The following is a 20,113-nucleotide window of genomic DNA, read 5'->3' as shown; positions in this document are numbered from 1 at the left end:
TATACAGGTAAGGCTATTTTAGTGACAAATCAGGTTCTTTGTCGTGAAGGACAAAGTTCGTTGATTAAGCTTCAAAAATTGACAACTTAAGAGGAAGAGATTCACCTAACCAGTAGGCGAAATCCGTATGATCTTGGTATTCGTTGTCGGTCACGGCGTGCACCAACACGGACATCTCCTGACGATTTTTATCAAGCCAGTCAATAACCTTGTCAAACTGCTTTGAGTCAAAATCGATGGAAAAACTCCAGCTTAGATGGGGGCCAACAAGACCGCGGTTAAAGCGCCCAACAGAAAGCTCTAACTCCTCACGAGCATAATCACGAAGCGAATAAGCGATATCACTTGTGTGCTCGTCAAAATAAACGTGGGCATGATAATGCTGGTGAAGATTCTTAGGGTAACTCATTGTGCATACTTGATTTGTTCGGTCAAACGCATACTAACTGACCCAATACCACTAGTCTACCAATCCACGTTCAACCGCATATTTGGCGAGCTCTGCCGTACTGTGTAAATCGAGCTTGTGTTTGATGTTCTGTCGATGAGTCTCAACGGTTCGATAGCTGATGTTGAGCATTGCAGCGACCTTTTTGCTGCTATGGCCCTGTGCGACAAGTTTGAGTACCGCCTCTTCCCGTCGGCTCAGTGGGTTTGGCTTTTGGCTGGCGGGAACTACATCTTGAGAAAACAGCGTTTGAGTCACGGACTCGCAAAAGTACGTCGAACCTTGATTAACCGTTTTGATAGCCTGAACCATCTTATCGGCACTGATTTCTTTAAGCATGTAACCGACCGCGCCCACTTGCATTACCTTCATTATGTATTCGCGGTTGTCATGCATGGTTAACATCAAAATTTTCGCTTGCGGGTTTTCTTCGCGGATCATATTTGTCGCCTCGATGCCATTCATGATTGGCATACTCACATCCATCAAAACCACATCGGGCTTCAACTGTTTCACCCGTTCTACCGCCTCTAACCCATTACTTGCTGTCCCGATAACCTCGATCTCAGGCTCCATTTGTAAGCGAGCCATAAATCCATCGAGTACCACCTGGTGGTCGTCTGCGATAACAACTTTGATTACATCACCCATACACCAATCCATCCAGTTCTAAGAGCACAGTGATCTCGGTACCAAAGCCCGGTTCACTTTCAATTTCAAAATCTCCGCCGATAAACTCGACGCGCTCACGCATGTTACGTAAGCCAATCCCTTGTTTACGCATGGCTGTAGAAACGTCAAACCCTACACCATCATCTCTAATAATAAGCTGTAGCATATTGCCCATTTGCTGCAAAATCACGCTGACTTTGTTGGCATTGGCGTGTTTTCCGATGTTGGTCAAGGATTCTTGCGCCACCCGATAAAGCGTCGTTGCCACTTCGGACTTTAACTTGCCTGACTCGGTCGTCAGTGACGACTCCACCTCAACACCGGAATGTGCTTTGAAGTCTTGCAGCAGACTGTTCATGGCAGCCTGTAAGCCAATGTCATCCAAGGCACTGGGGCGAAGTTGGTGTGAGATATGACGAACTTCATTGATTGCTGTCATCAAGGAATGCTGAGACTTGACGAGATGCTGCTGCAACTCGGGTTGGTCAATTTTATTGCTGAGCAGTTCGAGATGACATTTACTCGACACCAAAAGTTGATTGATGCCATCATGCAACTCTCTGGCAAGATGCTTTTTCTCATCTTCTTGAAACATCACGGTTTTGTGCGCCAGCTCTTTTAAACTTCGATCTGCTAGCTTGTGCTCATGTAGATTGACCGCCAGCGTAATCACGACGATAACAGCAACTGTCACAATCATAATGACAATCACTGTAAAAAAGGTGGTTTCGATGTTCTTGTTGATTTCAGATTGAAGCCGAGCCACCTCTTTGGAAATGTCTTCAATGTAGAGACCCGTTCCGATCATCCAGTTCCATTTATCTAGCCAAGCGGCATAGCTTAGCTTCGGAACACTTTCCCCAGAGGAGGGTTTTTGCCAAAGATACTCGTGATAGCCTCCCCCGTTTCGAGCTTGGTGTAACAAGGCAGCAATCAGAAAGTCGCCATTTTCGTCCTGAATATCAATCAGGTTCTGGCCCACTAATTCAGGAATGATGGGATGAACAAGATTGACGCCCGTCTCGTCATAAGCGAAGAAATACCCATCCCCTTCCGTGCCATAACGCAGCTTATCGATGATCTGTTTTACTTCTTGTTTCGCAACCTCTTCTGGTAGATTCGGGTCATTATAAATATGAGAAATGGCGTCAAACGCGAGATCCACACTGTCTTTAAGTGCGGTCTCTTTAGATTTGATCAAACCAGCACGAAATAACTCGACTTCCTTTTTGCCAAGGGTTTGAGCTTGGTATATAGAGATCCAACTGGTGATCGCCGTTACGAGTAATAACGGGACAAGGCTGAGCAAAATGAGTTTAGCTTGTAGAGGCATTCCATTCCCCTTAATACAACGAAAGCCGCTTACGGCCAGTAAGCGGCTTAACTATAGCAATGATTGTTAATTATCTGTAACTATGCGGTCACATTCCGTAAAACTCGGGGAAAACCAACAAACTAGCGAGAACCAGTATCTGAATTGCGATAAATGGCATTACCCCTCGGTAGATGTCTTGTGTTGTGACGCCTTTCGGTGCTACCCCTTTTAGATAGAACAAGCTAAAACCAAATGGAGGCGTTAGGAATGAGGTCTGAAGGTTCATAGCGATAAGAATTGCAAACCACGTCATATTGATGCCTAGGATCTCGGCAACAGGCGCCAAAATAGGAACAATGATGAAACAGATTTCCACGAAGTCGATGAAGAAACCAAGCACCAAAATGACAAGCATCGTGATGATGAGGAAGCCCCATTTCTCACCAGGGATATTCAGCATCCACTCTTCGACTAAGTAGTCACCGCCCGTATAGGTGAACGCCATAGAGAAAGCCGTTGCACCGAGTAGAATCGCGAACACCATTGCCGTTACTTTGACGGTTTCTTTGGCTGCCTCATAGACCATCGACCAACTAAACTGACCGTATAGAAGTGCAAGAATAATCGCACCGGCACCACCTAGCGCTGCCGATTCTGTTGGCGTTGCAACACCGGCGAAGATAGAACCGAGAACCACAACAATCAGTGCGAGCGGCGGGATAACCGCTTTCAATGCCGTGATTACCTCTTGCTTACGATCCATCGTGCCATCGCTAGGTATAGGTTGCGCAGCCTCTGGGTTAAGCTTTGCGTAGATAAGGATATAGATGACATAAGCCCCTACTAACACAAGGCCCGGCCAAACCGCCGCTTGGAAAAGATCACCAACAGGCACGCCCAATACATCACCCAGCAGAATCAAAACGATAGAAGGCGGGATGATCTGCCCCAACGTTCCTGACGCACAAATCGTACCGCAGGCAAGACCTTTATCGTAGTTGTACTTGAGCATCACAGGCAATGAGATAAGCCCCATCGCAACGACCGAAGCCCCTACCACACCCGTTGATGCCGCGAGCAGTGCGCCAACCAATACGGTTGAGATCGCAATCCCCCCACGCACACCGCCGAACAACTTGCCCATTGACTCAAGTAACTGCTCCGCAAGGCGAGTTTTTTGCAGCACCAGCCCCATGAAAACAAACAGTGGTACAGCCATCAGGACGGTGTTTTCCATGATCGACTGAATTCGATACGGCATGAAGGCAAACATCTCCCAACCTTCTGCCCAAACACCAAAGATCAACGCGATACCACCAAAGGTAAACGCAACAGGGAAGCCAAGTAGCAGAGCGAACAAGGCAACGAAAAACATTACAATACCGACCATGATTAGCTCTCCGACTTTTGGTTCTGACTTGCTTGGTAAAGAAGGTGAGGATTCACAATCTTATTGATTGAATGCAGCAGCAAGCCTACGCCACTGACTGCCATAAAGAAGAAAGATAAAGGGATCATCGCTTTAATGATCCAGCGATAAGGTAAGCCACCAGGGTCACCCGAAGTCTCTCCTAGCGCGTAACTCTCCTTCGCAAAGTCGATACCGTAATAGGCAACCAGTAGGCAAAATGGGAAAAGGAAAAAAAGTGTGCCTAACACATCGATAATGGCCTGCGCTTTATTCGATAAGCGCTCATAGAAAAGGTCGACTCGTACATGGCCCCCCGCTTTGATCGCGTAGGGAACACCTAACAAAAATACAGCAGAAAACAGGTGCCATTCCATCTCTTGGAATGCAATAGAGACATCGTTAAACACGTAACGCATTACAACGTCATAGACGACATTGGCAAGCAACAAGATAAACAAAATGCTTGATAACCATCCAAGGAAGTCACCAAAGCGATTAAACGCTCGCTCAATATAAATTAGGCTTCTCATTCCCTACTCCATGGAATTTTGAATGAAACGCCACTTAAAGGTGGCGTTTAGTTTGATTAGATTTCTTGGGCTTCGCCAACAAGGTGACAGTGTCACTATGTCAGCATTTTTATTTATGTGTTTTTGTTATTGAGCTTGGCTATTTAGGTATGCACGGTGCGAAATGTTAGACCACGGACGAACTTGGTTGATGTAGTCTGCTTGCGATTGTTGGATTTCTTTCGCCATTGCATCTTTCTCAGCGTGTGCCTTCAATAGACGATCATTTGCTTCACGCAGCGCCGTCATGACCTCTTCTGGGAAGTCTTTAACCTGAACATTCGGGTACTCAGATTGGATAGACGCCCAGTTTTTGCCACTTTCATGCTTAGATTGAGTGTACATATCGTAAGCAGCGGTTTTCATTGCCACTTGAAGGATCGCTTTTAGATCATCTGGTAGACGTTCCCACACACGTTTGTTGACTAAGAACTGAAGTTCCGTCCCTGGCTCATGCCAACCTGTGTAGTAGTAAGGTGCAATTTTGTGGAAACCCATACGCAAATCGAGTGATGGACCAACCCACTCAAGCGCATCGATGGTACGACGCTCTAGAGAGGTGTATAGCTCACCAGGGGCAATGTTCGTCGGTTTAGCGCCAAGCTCAGCAAGGATTTCACCGGCAAAACCTGGAATACGCATTTTCAAACCTTGTAGGTCTTCAACCGAATTGATCTCTTTTTGGAACCAGCCGCCCATCTGGGTATCCGTGTTACCACCAGGGAAAGAAAGCAGGTTATGAGGAGCGTAAACCTTTTCCATCAACTCCATACCGCCACCGTAGTAGAACCAAGCGTACTGTTCTGTTGGCAGCATACCGAAAGGCATTGAAGTGAAATAAAGAGTGTTAGGTACTTTGCCTTTCCAGTAGTAAGACGCAGAGTGGCCAAGATCATACTGGCCGGATTTCACCATATCGAAAACACCCAGTGGCGCTTTGTGCTTGTTTGCAGAGTCGATGCGAATTTGCAAACGACCGTTCGACATTTCCTCAGCCATCTTTGCCATGTTTTTGGTGGCGTCACCAAAAATCGGGAAATTTGGTCCCCACGTTTCCGCCAGTTTCAAGCGATACACTTTTTCTGCAGCACTAACCGATGTCGCCGCCATCATTAGCGCCGCAGCCACTGCTGTACCTTTTAGTACTCGTTTTAAAGATTGTTTGATAAGACTCATGTTCACGTCCTTTGTTAGCCGACATACCTTCATAGGTAGTTTCTGTTCCGGTTAAAGAGTCGTACAAGACATGAAAAGATGAAATCAGCGAGAACACGCACTGTTATTAACAATTACAAACAGCGTAATACTTATGGCGTACGTAGTAATACGTACTACAAATTATCCAGCGCTATGAAAATTAATAAGTTAGAAATAAGAGGCAGGACAAAACAAGCGAGATATACGTAGAAACAAATTTTGACTAGAAATGTAGGAAAAATGTAATAAGTGTGACAAGTGGGTCGTTTTTATGCGCTTGGGTTTATAAAACAGAAAGCCTCGAACACGTCGAGGCTTCTAAAGCATTATGCCTAATGAATATCACTAGGTAAGCAGAGCGGTTACTAAACAGCTTTGTAGATAACCTTATTGCCCGCTAGCTGCTCTTTGACCACTAGATTCTCTTCTAGTAGTTTTTTAAGAGCACCTGTCGCCCAAGATGCTGCTTTCGCATCTTCCTGGCCTGCTTCTAGGCCGATACCTTTAGGGTTAATGCCTTCCGCATTTGCCACAACGATATCCAGAACTTGTTGTTGTTTTGGCGTTAATGCAACGTCAGTTGCTTTAGCTACAACAACTTTCTCCGCTGCTGGCGCTGCAGCTACTTTCTTCTCAACTATAGGCTTCGCTTTCTTTGTTGCTGCTACATTTGCAACTGTCGCTTTAATACGCTTTTGCAGTTTCATCTGCACTTTGCGCTTATGAGCAAGTCTCATCGAGTATTTCTCCATTTCACTGCATACGGAGCAGTGGTGAAAATTTGAAGCGCGATTTATACCAAAATTTTGCGGTCATTTACAGCGTATGGTCAGCTTTATAGACCAAAAATGCGTGATATCCGGTTATCAGACTACAATTTAATCAATAGGGTTTATGATCTTTTTCCTAACTACTGAATATATAAACAGAGGTTTAAACGTCACGAGTGGCCGCTATGGAAACACTGCACTTATCCAATCAACCGCTAGATTTTCGCTCACCATTTGCCAAGATAGTCGGATGGTTGCTCACCATCGGCGTCTTGTTTCTGGTTATGTATGCGCCGGGATTGCAACAAGCCCTTTTAACCCTAGTGGCGGTTTGCTCAGTGATTGGCTTTGCCTACCTGATGATTCAAAAAGCAACCGTCGGCTACACCTTAACTGCCACTCATTTTCAGCAACACCTGTTCAAAGGCGGTTGGGTCGTAAAATGGACGAACATAAGCAAGATCGGCATTTGTCATTACGACCAAGAAGGGTGGCAACAGCCCCTACCCTGGATTGGCATCAAGCTCAAAGACTACTCTCCTTACCTAGAGAGCATTTGTCCTCGGATTGCGACAGAAATACTGTTGAGCCAACGGGCGCTGCTTTACCTTGGCGCACGGCAACACAATCAAGGCACCCGATTTGAGGACATTGTGCTTGATTCAACGCCCTACAAAAACAGCCGCGGTGAAGAGTTTAAAGGGTTGCAAGCCATGCTCGCTAACCGAATGGCTTATCAAAGACGTTATTTTGATTACGATATTTTTATCTCGGCACAAGATCTCGATCGACCCATAGAAGAGTTCGTTGGTTTGACGCGGCGCTACCTTGCCGCCGCGGAATCAGATTGAGATCCTGCGTAGAAAACTAAAAAGACCGACTCAGCGGTCTTTTTGCAATATCTATACGGCCATTTAGTACAACGGCATCTCATCGGCCACAAACGGGTTTGATGCTCGCTCGCGGCCAAAAGTGGATTCTGGACCATGACCAGGAACAAAGCGCACCTCGTTTCCTAAAGGCCAGAGCTTAGTCTTGATAGAGCTAATCAATGTATTGAAGTCGCCTTTGGGAAAATCAGTACGGCCAATAGAACCGTTAAACAGTACATCCCCGACAAAGGCAAGTTTGGCTTCGTTACTAAACAGTACCACATGACCTGGCGTGTGCCCTGGTGTATGAATCACGTCCATAACCTGATTCCCGAACACGACTTTGTCACCCTCTTCCAACCATTGATGAGGTTCAAACGCTTCGGTAAGCGGAAAACCAAACATCTGGCTTTGGTTTTCTAGACCTTGCAGCCAAAAGTTGTCATCTTTATGAGGGCCAACGATTTCAATTCCACCAAGCTCTGCCGCAAGTGGTTCAGTGCCCCCTACATGGTCTAAGTGGCCATGAGTCAGCACGAGTTTGACAACCTTCACACCGAGCTCTTTGATAAGCATTGCAAGTTGTTTCACATCACCACCGGGATCCACCACTACCCCTTCCATTGTTTCATCGCACCAAACGATAGAACAATTTTGAGAAAACGAGGTAACGGGAACAACTTGGTACTTCAAAGACATAAACGAACCTTTATCTATAGCTAAACTGGCTGAACTATGACATCTGACTGGTTATTTGACAATAGTCGCAACCTTATTGCCTTAGCGTGCTACGACCAATAGCGTACTGGACCGGTGTCAATATGAATAAAGTTACTGCGAGGGTAATAGCCAACGCCACCCGCTTTTAAGCTGATTGCAGCATCTCGCACTTGTTTTAGATTGACACCATCAAGACGGAAATCGATGGCTTGACCAAGCATATGATAGCTTTTCTTCGCGACACCACCTGAACTGCTTCGAAGCGCTTCATTCGTCGCAGGAGAGCGATATCCAGAAATGACAATCACTTCAGACTCAACCCCCAGCTCTGACTGAATGAGCGAGATTTGGTCAAATAGATATTTATCCATGGTGTGAACTTCATTACGGCGGAAATCGCGGCACAAGTGGTCAATGCGAGAAAGCTCGTTTTTGACATATTTCTGACCATCAAAGTAGCACGTTTCTAGTTCTTCACCGGTATTTAGCGCCTTAAGTGCTAATGCTCTCGGTTCATAGGGGAGTGAAGCGAATGCTAAACTTGGTGCACAACTCGCAACAACTAAGCCACTCCCTGCTAACTTAATAAAATCTCTTCGTGAAAAATCCACAACAAAATGCCTTCATATAACGGTTTATTGGAAACGTGTCGCGAAATGACACTACCTAACTCTTATATGAAGTGCAAATGCATAAATCGTGCTCACAATATGCAAAATCGCAGCTTTTATTGCTTAACCTTTGATCGAAATACAAAAAATAGTTCGATGAGTGAATTGTCATTTTTAGGTCAATCTCACCCTTTTGTGTAACCAAAGGTATCTAGCTGATAAATATCTTCTCTGTAGTGGGTTTTGCCTTCTTCAAACCAAGCGGTTTGATAGATGATGTGTACGGGGATACGTTTACGAAGAGGGATTTTCTTGTTCGAGCGATCCGCCTCCGCTGAGAGTTTACTTTTCGTCAGCCCTTGATGTTCAAGTAGGCGAGAAGCAAAAACATCCGCGTGTTCGACTCGAATACACCCAGAACTAAACGCTCGCTGAGGCTCGTTAAAAAGCCCTTTGCTCGGAGTATCATGCAGGTAAATAGCGCGTTTGTTCGGGGTGTTGAACTTATAAAGTCCTAGTGCATTTTGGTTGCCAGAGCGTTGGGTCATCCGATAAGGAAACGACTTAGGGTTCATCGCGTCCCAATCTATTTGTTGCGGATCAATACGTTCTTTCGATCCCCACTTGGGCAAAATCTCAATGTGTTGTCTGGTGAGGTATTCAGGATCCTCTTTCATTTTAGGAATGATGTCCTCAACCATAATTTTCCACGGTACATTCCAAGTCGGATTGAGGATCAATGTATCAAGGTTGGTGATCATCAGAGGGGTCGGTCTTGCTTGGCGACCCACCACCACTTTCGATTCAAATACGTTTTTTCCCCCATGCCAGTAGGTCATTTCATAACTGGGCACATTGACGACAATTATGGTGTCTTTATCGCTCGGCCAATAGCGAATCCGTTCGGCATTCAACGCCAATGTTGTTAATCGATCTTTCATCGACACATTGAGCCACTTAGCCGTTTCAGGACCGATGACGCCGTCTTCTTTCAATCCATGCAACTTCTGAAACTGCTTAATGGCTGGAACTAGGCTCATGTCGTAATAAGTGACATCACGTCTCACGTTTGCCAAATCGACATCAACGACGCTTAGACGCTCTAAAAGAAGCTCTCTATCAAGTAGCTTGTCGCCGACTTTGATCAAACCGCCTTGCTCAAGCAAAGGGATATTGCGTTTGTCGTGTTTGGAAATATGTAGGTAGGTATCAATCAAGCGAAGGTAGTCTGGGCTGTCTGGCGTGTAGGACTCAATCAGCGCCGACAACTGCTGATTGGCAACGGCTCTTCGGACTGCGACTACAGCACCTGTAGGGATAGGCTGCAGCGATTCAGTCAACTTGCGCTCAAAAAACCATTCTCCACCATTGGTTTTGGCTTTTTCCGCATAGTTAAGATATAGGAGCAAGGTATCTGTCGCTAAGAGATCATATTCAAACCAGCGATTGCTCTTACGATAAAACTGTAAATAGCTTAATTGTCGGGAAAACAGCGGGCTAAATCCTGCGTGTTGAATCACCTCCAACTGGAACTCGAGACTGCTGCCCTGCTGAAGATCAAACCAAATAAGCTGTTCGCCGTTTTCTTGGTAGATTTGTTCGACCACAGACGGATACTGTAGCAACTCATTCAGTTTGCTATCAGCACTTGTCCACCCTAATTGATGGAAATAATCTGAGGCAAAAACCTGTAACGGAAACAACCACACCATCAACAACCAAGTTTTCCAAACCCTCATAACACATCCCTTTTTACGCTGATAAAAGAAAGTATGGCAGAGAAGATTGAAGATAGTGTGACTTGTTTTTAAGAATTTAATAAAGGTCTTGGTAATTCAAACTTTTATTAATAATTTACTGTTCTAACGCAGCGCACCTAGGCGATTGCTGACCAATGGTTATCCCACTGCACCCCAGACTGAAATGTGCTTTTATCACTCGGAGAAGACTGAGTGATCACACTGCCCGCTCCGGAGCTGACTCGAAAATGTCCATCATGCGCGACGACACCGGAAGCATCTGGCAATGGGGCCAACTCCACCAGCTGCCGACTTTGTTTCGACCATATCCCATAACAGTTACCTCGAGGGGATGTGGCCAATATCCAATCTTCGGTCGCCGCGATGCTTGCGATGTAGTGATTGAACCTAGCCCACTGCTCAGGCTCTGCCTCAAGAGAGGTCAGCGATTCTCCCTTTTTATGTATCGCTAGCAACGCAGGGTACTCGTCTGGCTCACCTCGATATTGTTGACCACACAACACAGTCTCGCTTCCGTCATGGGCTAAGTGGCGAATACTTAAGTGACGGTCGGCAAGGGTCTGCTGTTCAATCAACTCGCCGTTGCGATCCAAATAACTCAAACTTGGCATCATTGTCGACAAGTTAAGCGGCGTTCGCCCGTCAGTATGGACACCGCCGACACCAATAGCCAAGGTGTCATTGGGCATCATGATCACTTCATGCGGGCCTAGACCAAAATTGGTGAACTCCGCGACTTTCTCGTAACCCGCGACTACGTCATAAACGCCTATAATTCCTTTACTGGTATCACGCTCACCTTCAGTCGCATATAGCCATTGACCATCATTCGAGTAGACGCCATGGCCATAAAAGTGACGTTTTACATGGGCAGAACGAACGTTAACGACCTCGCCAGTTTGATAGTCAAAGACAACAAAAAACGTGCCTGGCCGACGTGCAAATGCCACCCCGTGACAAAATCGTTTATTGGTTGCCACGCCATGACCGCGCTCTGGCAACGGGATGTGAAACAGTGGCGAGCCAAATTCATCGGCAACAACCGCACTGTACTGTCCTCGTCCCTTAATCGCGCAGCCGATCAAAGCAGGTTCTCGGCGTGAAGGTGTCGAGGTACAACCTAATGGCAGTATCGGGGCGGCAGCTCCAAAAAGTGCCGCTTTGAGCAATGAGCGCCTTGTTTTATCAGTCACCATCAGTTGCGTTAAATCCTATTACGACACCCAGTTCAATCGCCACTTCTTCGTGAATCAAATATTTTAACTGCTCTAACTTGTTGTAGTTCGAGTAAGCCAAGCGATACCCTTCTTTCGATTGGAGCAAATCAAACAAACTGACATCAACAGGCCATGTCTCTATCGTCATATCGAACTGCCTCAAGATACGATTAGCCAGATCCGAATATCCTCTTTGACGAAGCAACGCATCCAACCCTTGTCCATTTGCCAGATAGAGTTCTCGCAGTGCGATGACATTCACTTTCAAATGCGCCATCGATGTTTGCGAGCGCCAAGATTCAGCAAAGTAAGGTCGAGGTTGGCCAAATTTAGCCAATGGTCGACTCATTTTCTTCATGCTGTATTCGAGCTGGTTAGACAGCAAAGCGATGTACTCAGATGTCCATGCTTTGTCATCTAAGCTCTTCCAAGGATTCGTTTGCCATGCAGCGTAAATCGCATTGGCGTTGTTATTTAAGTTCTGGCTAATCGCGATAGCCGTTTGACAGACACGGCTTTGAGGTGCCAGCGATGAGCTCTCATCATAGAGCAGCCATTCCAGTGATCCTAGACCTTGAACCGTCACGCTTTGCTGCGCTATCTCGGGTGCAGACCACGCTTTGTCCTGTCCAATTAGGCTCGACATCTTCCGCCCTGTGGTATTTTTTTTGTCTGGCCAAAATTGGACATTCCAGCTTTGTGCGAGTGCCGCCTCTGGGCCACGCTCTTGACCTTGCAGCCCCATCCAGCTTTCCATCGTACTGCGCCACTGCTGTCGAGTAGCATCGAGCGACACCGATTCTGCGCAATACTGCTTAAACTGACGACTCAACAAATCACTCTGCTGGGCAAATTTCTGAGCGGCGTAATACTCGACTTGATAGACGCTTTGACTGGCATGATTCGTCTGCTCAGGCTTGGTGATGTTGTCTGACTGAGACTGACAACCAACGAGCCCCATCAATGCAACGGACGCTGCTGTTATCTGAAACCTATTCATGTTGAACCCTTACAGTGAGTTGAGAAATGCGATTAACGCATCACGCTCGGTTTGACTAAAAGTAAGCACCGTCTGCTTCGCGTTTTCCGCTTCTCCGCCATGCCAAAGCACCGCTTCCATTAGATTTCGCGCTCGTCCATCGTGTAGGAAATAGGTGTGTCCGTTGACTTCTTCAGTGTAACCGATACCCCAAAGCGGCGCCGTGCGCCATTCGCGCCCACTGGCTAGATACTCAGGTCTGTTATCCGCGAGCCCCTCTCCCATGTCATGAAGCAACATGTCGGTATAAGGATGGATTATCTGATTTGAAAGCGCAGGCAGCCCTTCACGTTCGCCAGTTTTCACATTCGTCTTATGGCAACTCTCACAGCCCGCTTTCGCGAACAGCGCCTGGCCTTTTTGAACCAAAGGATCATCTAAATTGCGACGGATTGGCACCGCTAAATGTTGTGAATAGAATTCGACAAAGTTGAGAATTTTTTCACTTACTTCCGGGTTACCGCCATTTGGCAACTCTTCACACAGTGTCTGACTGGCGGTGCAGTTCTCTTTCGGAAACAGATGGCTTGTTAAACCGACATCGCCGTTAAATGCAGCGGCATTTTGCTGCATTAAATTTGGCTGACCCGCTTTCCAGCCAAATCGGCCAATCGCAAAATCATTCGCTTGCACATCCCACACTTTGTTGGTTTTACCGGAGATCCCGTCACCATCTCTATCTTGATCGTCAGCCCATCGTTGCAAGGTTTCATCGGGAATACTCTCAAGCAAACCTAATCCAATCATGGGCGGCGCTACTCGAGCAGAAAACTGCGTGTCTGGGTGCATCGCTCCATAACCAAGCTCAGTAATTTCGAGCTTAGGTTTTCTCAACGTAACCACGGTACCATCTTTGAATGTGACAGGATGATCACTGTAGGTGATTTTGATTTGCCCTTCAGGTGTTTGGTCTTGAAGCGCAAAATCTTGTAGCTGACCACCGTAAGTGGGTTCTGGGATAACACCATCTTTAATAAAAGCGGCTTTCTGCTCAGGCGTCATTGCGGGGATACTCAGCCGTACTAGCATAGAGACTGCATGCAAATCACCCTTTTCCGGTGGGTGCCCTCGACCATCTTTGATATGACAGTTTTGACAGCCATTGGTATTGAATAGCGGACCTAAACCGTCACGCGCATCGGTTGACGCGGGAGCCTGAACCCATGGATTTCGAAAGAAGCTATTACCAACGCTAAAATCCAAACGTTTGGACATCGGTAAGTTACCCGCGGGCAAGGAATAGGCATTCGCGCCGTCTTTTTTTACTGACGTGCCGCCACCAGACGCAACCTCGTAGGCAGATACCGCAGTGCTAGTAATGAGTAATGCAGAAAGAAAGGAGAGTTTGTAAAACATGATACCTAGCGCTCATAGCAAAACCTTATCATTTAAAATATGTAAACAAGAAATATTCTCATTAAATGTAAGGTTATAAAAACAACAAAAAGGGCTCAAAGGAGCCCTTGTATGATCGGAAATCAAATTAAAATTCGTGATCAGCCGTATCTGGGTTTAGGCTGTTAATTCCAACAATTTTTGCCGCACGCTCGATTGAAGCCGTTTGAGCAACCAGTGACATAATTGTCTCGTTCACCAACGCGTTGCCTTTCACGTTTCCAGATGCGATAAGTTGATCGAAGAACTCACCGTTATTTTCTGCAGATGTCACCAATTGACCGACTTGTGAACGGGTAACATCAAACTGCTTCTGGATCTCTTTTGCTGCTTGCTGGTCTTTTTGAGCAACGAGATCATTAATGCTTGGTCCCGAGAGCAATGTGCCGTCCTGACGCTTGTACAAACCCGTGTAAACGTTGTAAATACCCTGCTCGTTGTAGTAGTGAGAGTTATGCGTATTGTCAGAGAAACAATCGTGCTCGTCTTCCGTTGAGTTCGCTTCTAATGCCACTTTCATGCGCTCGCCGGCGAGTTCACCAAGAGATAGTGAACCCATACCAAATAGCATTTTACGTAGGCCATTTTCTGAAGAGTCAGAGAGTAATTCTGCGCGGTAGTTACCCTTCTCATCCGCTGACCACTGTTTTTCCATCCATTCTAGATCTTGGATTAGCAGTTGAGCTGTCGCTTTTAGGTACTCGCCACGACGCTCACAGTTGCCGTTCGTACAGCCTTCACCTACCACAAAGTCTGTGTAAGGACGCTGACCAGCTCCCGCATTAGTACCATTTAGGTCTTGGCCCCATAGCAAGAATTCAATCGCGTGGTAGCCTGAAGCGACGTTTGCCTCAGAGCCACCGATTTCATTCAAATCTGCAATCGTTTTTGGCGTCAGTTGAGAAACATCCATTGTTGTAGCGCCAATTTTCAGCTGCTTATTCGCGACAATGTTTGCATTTGCACCTTCATTACCTAGCTCGTGCTGGTAATCCGTCGATACATAATCGATAAGACCTTCGTCAAGCGGCCATGCATTCAGCTGCCCTTCCCAATCATCCACAACTGCGTTGCCAAAACGGAACACCTCAGATTGTTGATAAGGAACGCGAGAGTCTAGCCAAGCTTGTTTTACTTCTTCTAGCTTGGCAGCTGAAGGTGCTGCTAGAAAAGATTCGATAGACTTATCTAGCTTTTTTGCGGTCGTCAGTGAATCTTCAAAAACCGCATGTGCGATGTCTGCGTAATGTTCAACAACCTGTTCTTGAGTCACTTTCGCAGCAAAAACCGAGCTGCTCGCCAATACCAAAGAAGCAGCGACTGATTGCGCCAATAGAGATTTAACATTCATTGAAAAGCATCCTTGTTGAGCTTAATAATCGTTATTATTTATTAGTGCTAATTATTATCATTTACACTATCAGGACGCAATCATACAAATTTACAATTTTATTGCAAGAGGCATACAAAAAAGCCTCACAGAAGTGAGGCTTTTATCAACATAGATGAGACAAGGGCTTACAGCTTTAGATGATGCTTTCCATGAGAGACTTTTGCTTTCAGGTACCCTTCGTTGCCGTCTTTAACGTGGGCTGAAGTATTGACAACTTGCTCGATTTCAATGCCGTATTCTTGAAGTTCACGAACCTTCTTCGGGTTATTGGTCACCAAGCGAATTTTGTTAACGTTCAGCGCTTTTAACATCTGCGCCGCTTCCGTAAAGTCACGTAGGTCATCACCAAAACCAAGGTGATTGTTGGCTTCGTAGGTGTTCATGCCCTGACTTTGCAGTTTATACGCGTCAATTTTGTTATATAAACCGATGCCCCGACCTTCTTGCCTTAAGTACAAGATGATCCCGCCTGACTCTCCCATACGATTTATCGTCTCGTCGAGTTGCTCTCCGCAATCGCAGCGTGAAGAGTGAAAAACATCACCAGTAAGGCACTCTGAGTGCATACGAACCATCGGTGTCTCTTGAGTCTGGTCTGCGTGTTTAAAAATGACTGCGACGTGCTCTTTATCTGTTGTCAGTCCAGAGAAAGACAAAATTTCTGCATCGATATTACTCTTGGCACCGACTTTGAAGTCGACTCTGGCTCTTACTTCCGCCATATCCCTACTCACTCGAATCTTACTTGCTTCTATTTCTATCATTCTAGAAATCTCTTATTGGTCTAACTATGGGGACTCATACTCGATAAATCAACGGTTAGATCACTTTTGTTATAATATAACAATTAATCGTTAAGGCAATAAAAAACCCCAACGCGTAACGCTTGGGGTTTATTCTGAGCAGATTTGAGTTGTGGTTTAATGATTTTGTTTCGTCTTCCACATGAAATGTTCGATCCAAAGCGATTCTAACTCGCGCAACTCTTCTTCAGTCAATAACGATAAAGTGGGCTTGGTCTGCGGCTGACAATATGCCTGCAGATGGCTTATCTGAGCATAAAAATCTTTTTTTAATTGCGCTTTATTTGTGTCCACAATCATCCCTGCACTTAATCTATAACTGACTAAATTGTCACTCTAAATTCCACTTGTCTAAAAAATGATAACAAATTACATAGTTTGCGCAAAAGAGAGGCCCTAATTTGGGCTTAAAATCACAATTTATTTATGGGTATACGCTTTACAATTCATTCGCTTAGAGGATCTTTTTGGATCTTAGAACGGCTCCACATCATTAATTGGATCAATCTCTTGATTTTGCCCCTATCTTTTGTTGCCTCACCGACGCTACAGAGCTGATTGTTCACTTGCCCCCTGCTAAGAGAGCGCTTCTCGGAGATAAGTGACAGACGCCCCAGCTAAGCAATGACTTAGCTGGGGCGAGTTGGTTTATTTTCGATGGCCCAGTTTGACATTACCTTTTGAGTCAAACCACAACGCTTCACTGCGTCTGCGGCCAATTAGAATCGGACCATCATCGTAAAATAAAAAGTTCTTCCAATGCTTTTTGAATGTAGACCATTTGGTTTCAATCACGTTGTATTTTTCATAACAAAAGTACACCGTGACGTCGTCTTGCCAATCCAAAAACGCGAGGACTTCTTCTGGCATCGCGTCGTCATCAGACTCCCACGCCGCCATCCAATCTACGGTCTCTTTCCAGTTGGATTCTCGCATAGGCCAATCACTGGAGCTGAGGCGATCAGCGTCGGGGCTTTGAGCACTGATGTTTTCTTTCCACAGCTGTGACGCGCGGGCTTGATCCATCGGTTTAATCGCCCCGAGATCTTCCTCTGGCACAGGCATTGATTGGTGAGTGAAAATCCATTTTCTTTGGTATTGATCCAAAGTGAGATACGACATTTATTATCCTCGTATGGCTAGCCGATTATGCTTTTAGCCAGCCTTTTTCTGTAGCTTCTTCTATCATTTGTTGTGCTTTGTCCCACAACGCTTCCGAGCCAAAGCCGATCTTGCGATTGACGGTAAGTGCCTGCTCTTTAGTCACGCCGTGTTCTAGCCAGCTCTGCCCTTGGTTGTGGTAGTTGAGCAGCATTGGAATGATTCTATCGAGCGCTTTTGCAAACTTTGCATCCGCACTTTGCCCTTGTTCAAACTCTTGCCAAATAGCCATTAGCTCTGCACCTTGCTCCGTGGGCAACATGCCAAACATGCGTTTAGCCGCGGCAAGCTCTTTCTCTTCTTGCTCTAAAGAAGCGACGGCGTCATAAACAAAAGTGTCACCAGCATCTATCTCAACAATATCGTGCAGTAAGAGCATTTTTACCACACGCGCGATATCAACAGGCTCATTGGCATGCTCTTCCATCAAGATTGCCATCAACGCGACATGCCAACTGTGTTCGGCACTGTTTTCAAGGCGACCTTCCGCGCTTTTAACACGGGTTCTCCTTAGCACAGATTTGAGTTGATCCAGTTCCATGAGTAACGCAAGTTGTTGCTCTAATCGATTCATTCCTTCGCCTTCCAATTGGGGTTAATTAACGAAGTGAGATTGTGGTCTTCCCACTTACCATCGATGAGTAGGTAGTCTTTGGCAAACCCTTCTCGTTTAAAACCTAAACGGTTAAGCACAGCCTCACTGCGTTGGTTACGAGGCATATAGCTTGCCATTATGCGGTGAATGTTTTGTATCGAGAACATGTAGCGCACCGCAAGTTTCAACGCACGAGACATAACCCCTCGCCCTTGCGCACATTGGCCTAGAGAATAGCCCACGTTGCACGCATGAAATGGAAAACGGGAGATGTTACTAAATGAGATTGTCCCTAGCATTTCACCGCTTTCTGTATCGAGGATAAGCAAGTAGTAACCAAGCCCCATTCGATGCAGTTCGTTCAACTTGATCAATCGTTGAGTCCAACCAGACTCGGTATAAAAAGCGGGCTCTCGTTTGGGCTCCCAAGGTTTAAGATGCGAGCGATTGGCAGTAAAGTAATCGGAAATGAGCTTGCCATCTGTTGGCTCGGCGGTACGCACAGTCACATCGCCATCTTGTTCAAACACTTGCTGTGGGGTACTAATACGTTCCATTAACTTTTTCTTATCCCATACTCACGCAGTTTGTTCGCAACCGAAGTATGTGAAACATTCAAGCGCTTAGCGAGTTTACGGCTAGACGGAAACGATTGATACAATCTCTCCAGCACTTGGGACTCGTACTCTTTCATGATCTCATCTAGGGAGCCATCAAGATTGATGGATGGCAAATGAGCAGAAGAAGATTCCAACTGTGGCAAGTGGAACAGCTCAGCATCTAGCACGTCAGACTCAAGCTCTGTAAGCGCTCTCAAAACCATGTTTTCCAGTTGGCGCATGTTACCAGGCCACTGATACGTCACCAATTGATCAATAAGCGTATCACTAAGCTCAGGTTTGCCAATCCCTAACTGTTTCACGTATTTCGCGACAAACAAATCAAGTAGTGGCGCAATGTCGTTTGAACGTTCGCGAAGAGGAGGAATGATTAATGTCAGTACGTTTAGCCGATAGAACAAATCCTCGCGGAAACTTCCCGACTCAGCGAGGTCTGCGAGATGGTGGCGAGTTGACGCAATAACACGGACATCGACATGAATTTCGTCTTCTTCTCCCACGCGGCGGAAGGTGCCATCTTGGAGTAATCGCAGCAGTTTGATTTGCAAGTGCGGACTCATCTCACCGATTTCATCCAAGAACACCGTGCCACCATTCGCCTGCTCAAAAATCCCTTTATGACCTTGGTCGTGGTTAAAAGAGCCTGGCGCATGGCCAAACAGTTCTGTTTCAGCCACATCATCCGGCATTGACGCACAGCTCAATACCAAAAACGGTTTACCCGAACGGTTCGAACGGTTGTGGCAAGCTCGTGCAAGCATCTCTTTGCCCGTCCCCGTTTCACCTTGAATGAGCAAAGGTTGATCGAGCATAGAGAGCTTTTTGGCTTGGCTGATTAGCGCTTTATGACGGTTCGATACCCCGACAAAATGCTCAAAACCGAGATTGTTGTGCAGCGGTAAGCTTTCATCAAACAGAGGCTTTTCTTGAGAAGAGCGGATCATCATTACCGCGCTCGCCAAGATGGATTCGTTGGCTTCGTCAGTAATGTATACAGGCATCACATCAAGCGTGTAATCCAGCCCACCAATCACAATGCTTTCACGTTGACGAGTGCTGGTGCTTTCGCTCCATTTTGCAAAGTTAAAGCTGGGGATCAGGGTTGAAGCCGGATGACCAATTATTTCACTCTCTTGCTGATGGAATAGACTCATCGCGGCGTGATTCGCCATGTCGACGTTGCCTTTTAGGTCTATCGCAAGGACGGGTTCCGGAAGGCTATTGAGCAAAGAGATAAGCTCTGTGTTGTGGCGCTCAATAGGCATAAACTGGATTTTTCGGACATCTTTGACACCTGAGATGCGACGGATCTCTGCCATCAACTCACTAAAGGTATCGAAATCGATATCGGGACAGTTGAGATAAATGATGCCTGAAATATCAATTTCAATGCCTCGTAAGTCGATGTTCTTTGAAGCAAGAATATCGAGCAGTTCACGAGTCAGGCCAAGCCTGTCTTCACAAAAAACTTCTAGACGCACAGATAAGTTCCTAACTAAGGTGTCACGAAAAGTTGACAGTAGTTTCCCTTAAGCCTAGATCCTC

Annotated in this window: 21 protein-coding genes; 1 reads left to right on the top strand and 20 read right to left on the bottom strand. The window is 46.0% G+C overall.

The genetic code is table 11. The features are described from left to right. Positions 1–64: 64 nt before the first annotated feature. The 7 genes from RJ47_RS05285 to RJ47_RS05255 form a co-directional block, all read right to left on the bottom strand. Positions 65–409, bottom strand: coding sequence for a DOPA 4,5-dioxygenase family protein (locus tag RJ47_RS05285; RefSeq protein ID WP_039482171.1), 345 nt, complete (start codon positions 407–409; stop codon positions 65–67). A 51-nt stretch (positions 410–460) separates the two neighbouring features. Further along, positions 461–1,099 carry a response regulator gene (locus tag RJ47_RS05280; RefSeq protein WP_005472015.1) on the bottom strand — a complete coding sequence of 213 codons (639 nt, stop codon included), beginning with the start codon at positions 1,097–1,099 and terminating at the stop codon, positions 461–463. Then, a complete protein-coding gene (locus tag RJ47_RS05275; RefSeq protein ID WP_038191896.1) occupies positions 1,092–2,453 on the bottom strand; it encodes a cache domain-containing protein in 1,362 nt (453 codons plus the stop codon). Before RJ47_RS05275 ends, RJ47_RS05280 begins: the two co-directional genes overlap by 8 nt. 88 nt (positions 2,454–2,541) lie before the next feature. Next, the gene (locus RJ47_RS05270; protein WP_005472108.1) at positions 2,542–3,825 is read right to left on the bottom strand and encodes a TRAP transporter large permease; all 1,284 of its coding nucleotides are present in this window, start codon (positions 3,823–3,825) and stop codon (positions 2,542–2,544) included. Positions 3,826–3,827: 2 nt separating this feature from the next. Continuing rightward, entirely contained in the window at positions 3,828–4,376 is a 549-nt protein-coding gene (locus RJ47_RS05265) for a TRAP transporter small permease subunit (protein WP_005472145.1), read from the bottom strand. A gap of 126 nt (positions 4,377–4,502) precedes the next feature. Beyond that, a complete protein-coding gene (locus RJ47_RS05260) occupies positions 4,503–5,591 on the bottom strand; it encodes a TRAP transporter substrate-binding protein (RefSeq protein ID WP_038191892.1) in 1,089 nt (362 codons plus the stop codon). Between the two features lie 386 nt (positions 5,592–5,977). Continuing rightward, complete coding sequence (locus RJ47_RS05255) at positions 5,978–6,349, bottom strand: hypothetical protein (protein WP_039482168.1); 372 nt, start codon at positions 6,347–6,349, stop codon at positions 5,978–5,980. 218 nt (positions 6,350–6,567) lie between these two features. Here RJ47_RS05255 and RJ47_RS05250 point away from each other — a divergent pair, with 218 nt between their 5' ends. Continuing rightward, positions 6,568–7,233 (top strand): DUF2982 domain-containing protein, encoded by a 666-nt coding sequence (locus tag RJ47_RS05250; protein ID WP_039482166.1) that lies wholly within the window; start codon positions 6,568–6,570, stop codon positions 7,231–7,233. 63 nt (positions 7,234–7,296) lie between these two features. On the opposite strand, the gene RJ47_RS05245 is transcribed toward RJ47_RS05250, so the two are convergent. From RJ47_RS05245 to tyrR, 13 genes are all read right to left on the bottom strand, one after another. Next, positions 7,297–7,953, bottom strand: a complete 657-nt coding sequence (locus tag RJ47_RS05245) for an MBL fold metallo-hydrolase (RefSeq protein WP_005472085.1) — start codon at positions 7,951–7,953, stop codon at positions 7,297–7,299. Between the two features lie 89 nt (positions 7,954–8,042). Next, entirely contained in the window at positions 8,043–8,585 is a 543-nt protein-coding gene (locus tag RJ47_RS05240) for a YcbK family protein (RefSeq protein ID WP_038191888.1), read from the bottom strand. A gap of 185 nt (positions 8,586–8,770) precedes the next feature. Continuing rightward, entirely contained in the window at positions 8,771–10,324 is a 1,554-nt protein-coding gene (locus tag RJ47_RS05235; RefSeq protein WP_038134362.1) for a L,D-transpeptidase family protein, read from the bottom strand. A gap of 137 nt (positions 10,325–10,461) precedes the next feature. Next, positions 10,462–11,541: a DUF1513 domain-containing protein gene (locus tag RJ47_RS05230; RefSeq protein WP_039482163.1), complete on the bottom strand. Its 1,080-nt coding sequence runs from the start codon at positions 11,539–11,541 to the stop codon at positions 10,462–10,464. Beyond that, a complete protein-coding gene (locus RJ47_RS05225; protein ID WP_039482160.1) occupies positions 11,531–12,562 on the bottom strand; it encodes an imelysin family protein in 1,032 nt (343 codons plus the stop codon). The genes RJ47_RS05230 and RJ47_RS05225 overlap by 11 nt, the downstream gene beginning before the upstream one ends. Positions 12,563–12,571: 9 nt before the next feature. Then, positions 12,572–13,957 (bottom strand): di-heme oxidoredictase family protein, encoded by a 1,386-nt coding sequence (locus tag RJ47_RS05220; RefSeq protein ID WP_039482157.1) that lies wholly within the window; start codon positions 13,955–13,957, stop codon positions 12,572–12,574. A gap of 127 nt (positions 13,958–14,084) precedes the next feature. Further along, entirely contained in the window at positions 14,085–15,347 is a 1,263-nt protein-coding gene (locus tag RJ47_RS05215) for an imelysin family protein (RefSeq protein WP_039482154.1), read from the bottom strand. A 167-nt stretch (positions 15,348–15,514) separates the two neighbouring features. Next, positions 15,515–16,153, bottom strand: coding sequence for a GTP cyclohydrolase II (locus RJ47_RS05210; protein WP_072036316.1), 639 nt, complete (start codon positions 16,151–16,153; stop codon positions 15,515–15,517). A 156-nt stretch (positions 16,154–16,309) separates the two neighbouring features. Continuing rightward, positions 16,310–16,492, bottom strand: a complete 183-nt coding sequence (locus tag RJ47_RS21400; protein ID WP_072016669.1) for a hypothetical protein — start codon at positions 16,490–16,492, stop codon at positions 16,310–16,312. 348 nt (positions 16,493–16,840) lie between these two features. Continuing rightward, positions 16,841–17,314, bottom strand: coding sequence for a DUF2947 domain-containing protein (locus RJ47_RS05200; RefSeq protein ID WP_039482149.1), 474 nt, complete (start codon positions 17,312–17,314; stop codon positions 16,841–16,843). 25 nt (positions 17,315–17,339) lie between these two features. After that, positions 17,340–17,927, bottom strand: a complete 588-nt coding sequence (locus RJ47_RS05195; RefSeq protein WP_005472034.1) for an HD domain-containing protein — start codon at positions 17,925–17,927, stop codon at positions 17,340–17,342. Continuing rightward, a complete protein-coding gene (rimJ, locus tag RJ47_RS05190) occupies positions 17,924–18,505 on the bottom strand; it encodes a ribosomal protein S5-alanine N-acetyltransferase (RefSeq protein WP_038134351.1) in 582 nt (193 codons plus the stop codon). The genes RJ47_RS05195 and rimJ overlap by 4 nt, the downstream gene beginning before the upstream one ends. After that, entirely contained in the window at positions 18,505–20,049 is a 1,545-nt protein-coding gene (gene tyrR / locus RJ47_RS05185) for a transcriptional regulator TyrR (protein ID WP_039482145.1), read from the bottom strand. Before tyrR ends, rimJ begins: the two co-directional genes overlap by 1 nt. Positions 20,050–20,113: the final 64 nt, after the last annotated feature.

The sequence above is a fragment of the Vibrio sinaloensis genome, assembly GCF_000808535.1.
Lineage (GTDB): Bacteria > Pseudomonadota > Gammaproteobacteria > Enterobacterales > Vibrionaceae > Vibrio > Vibrio sinaloensis_D.
Note: the sequence above shows the minus strand (reverse complement) of the source record. Positions and strands in the feature narration are given on the sequence as shown.